This window comes from Aquibium carbonis, from assembly GCF_003970795.1.
Lineage (GTDB): Bacteria > Pseudomonadota > Alphaproteobacteria > Rhizobiales > Rhizobiaceae > Aquibium > Aquibium carbonis.
In genome coordinates this window covers 1-802 of the sequence record NZ_RWKW01000178.1, presented here as the reverse complement: position 1 = coordinate 802, position 802 = coordinate 1, and the positions used below count along the sequence as shown (strand labels likewise).

Here is an 802-nt window from a genome sequence, read left to right as displayed (position 1 = left end):
CCCGGGGGATTTTTTTTGACCAAAACACCCAAAAACACCCAACCAACAACGCAAGCCAAACCACCGCACGACCAGCCACACCTATCGGACGGGCTATGTCAGCAGCGCCGCCAGGTCGTCGACCGTCACGGCGCCGGCCACGGTCGCATCGTCGAGACGCATGCCGGCGCTTTCCTCCACGAGCTGCACCACGCGGACGAAATCGAGGGAATCGAGGCCGATATCCTCGACCAGGGCGCGGTCGGGGCCGATCCGGTGCTGGGGAAGGCCGGTCACCTCGTGGATCGCGGCTGCGACGATCGCCCGGGCGCGGTCCGGCGGCAGGCTCATGCGCGCCCGCTTTCCCCGGGCAGGCCGAAGCGGGCGAGGGACAGGGCGCGGCGCTCGGCCATCGGCAGGCCGAAGGTGTCGAGCGTGTCCGCCGAGCTGAGCAGGCGTTCGAGATAGAGCGAGGCGCGGCCGACCTCCTGGGCCGGATTGCCGAAGACGAGGGTGTTTTCCGGCACCGTGCCGCGCACGACGGCGCCGGGACCGACGATGCATCCCGCGCCGATCTCGGTGCCCGGCAGCAGAACCGCGTTCTCGCCGACGAAGACGTCGTCGCCGATGCGGATGGCCCCGAGCTTCTGCGCGCGCGGGCGGCGGTCGCGCACCATCATGGCGGCGCCGTCATGGGTGAGGAACTTGACCCCGCCGGCGATGCCGACCCGGTGGCCGATCTCGATCAGCCAGGGCTCGGTCTGGAGTTGCCCCTATTTGACCGGACAGTCGGCTATTGAGTTTGTGCCCGGATGAACTCCCG

2 protein-coding genes are annotated in these 802 nt (G+C 69.0%); both read right to left on the bottom strand.

Annotated elements, in window-relative coordinates; all coding sequences use genetic code 11:
- Positions 1-93 precede the first annotated feature (93 nt).
- Entirely contained in the window at positions 94-330 is a 237-nt protein-coding gene (locus EJC49_RS25910; RefSeq protein ID WP_170314871.1) for an acyl carrier protein, read from the bottom strand.
- Entirely contained in the window at positions 327-659 is a 333-nt protein-coding gene (locus tag EJC49_RS25430; protein ID WP_126702712.1) for an acyltransferase, read from the bottom strand. The genes EJC49_RS25910 and EJC49_RS25430 overlap by 4 nt, the downstream gene beginning before the upstream one ends.
- Positions 660-802: the final 143 nt, after the last annotated feature.

Bases quoted from the DNA above. Each gene is read 5' to 3' on its own strand.
- EJC49_RS25910 (WP_170314871.1), bottom strand. From the start codon at position 330: ATGAGCCTGCCGCCGGACCGCGCCCGGGCGATCGTCGCAGCCGCGATC.
- EJC49_RS25430 (WP_126702712.1), bottom strand. From the start codon at position 659: ATGATGGTGCGCGACCGCCGCCCGCGCGCGCAGAAGCTCGGGGCCATC.